This is a genomic window from Segeticoccus rhizosphaerae, assembly GCF_009192725.1.
Classification (GTDB): domain Bacteria; phylum Actinomycetota; class Actinomycetes; order Actinomycetales; family Dermatophilaceae; genus Segeticoccus; species Segeticoccus rhizosphaerae.
The window spans coordinates 1-794 of the sequence record NZ_VOHR01000653.1; the positions used below are offsets into that span (position 1 = coordinate 1).

Annotated in this window: 1 protein-coding gene; it reads right to left on the reverse strand. The window is 76.6% G+C overall.

The window, feature by feature from the left end:
- Positions 1-794 (reverse strand): energy-coupling factor transporter transmembrane component T (locus tag FRW57_RS22320; protein WP_152187110.1); only part of this gene is annotated, 794 nt, incomplete at both ends.

The window sequence follows — 794 nt, forward strand, 5'->3', positions numbered from 1 at the left end:
CCGGCCTCGCCGCACGCGCCGCGTCGAGTGCCGCACGCTGGGGCGGCAGGGGCGCGAGGACGGACGCGAGGGCTGCGACGAGGACCGCCGCCACGGCGAGGATCGGGAGCGCGGGGAAGGTCAGCGGCACCTGGACCGGGACGAGTCCCTCCCACGCCTGCTGGCTGCCGACCACCAGGACGACGGCGGGCACCACGCCCGTGACCACCACGACCCACTCGGGTAGCCCCCACGGGTCGCGCCGGTAGGCGGACCGGCGGTCCCGCCGTGCGCCCACCAGCAGCGCGGCCCCGGCCAGCAGCACGCCGACAACCAGCAGCGGTAGTCCGAGCAACGCAGGGGTCGACCCGTCGAGCAGGCCGTAGAGACCGGCCACCACACCCAGCAGGCCGACCATCGTCAGCAGACTTCCCGCGCGCCTCGACCGGGCGGTGCGGTGCACGGAGCGGCCGTAGCCGCGCGACTCCATCGACGCGGCGAGGTCGAGCGAGCGTTCGAGGGCTCCCTCGAGCACCGGCACGGCGAGGTGCGCGAGCTCGCGCAGCCCCCGACCGGAGTGTCCCCGAAGGCGTCTCGCGGCCCGCACGCGGCCCGCGTCCTCCACCATCTGCGGCGCGTAGGTGAGGCCCACCACGACCGCCGTGCCCACGTCATACAGGGTGGCGGGCACGTAGCGCAGCAGCCGGCGCGGGCTGGCGAGCGCGTTGGCGGCGCCGAGGCAGGCCAGGATCGCGGCGAGCCGCAGGCCCTCGTAGGCAGCGGACAGCAGCCCCTCCGCGGTGACGGGGCCGCCG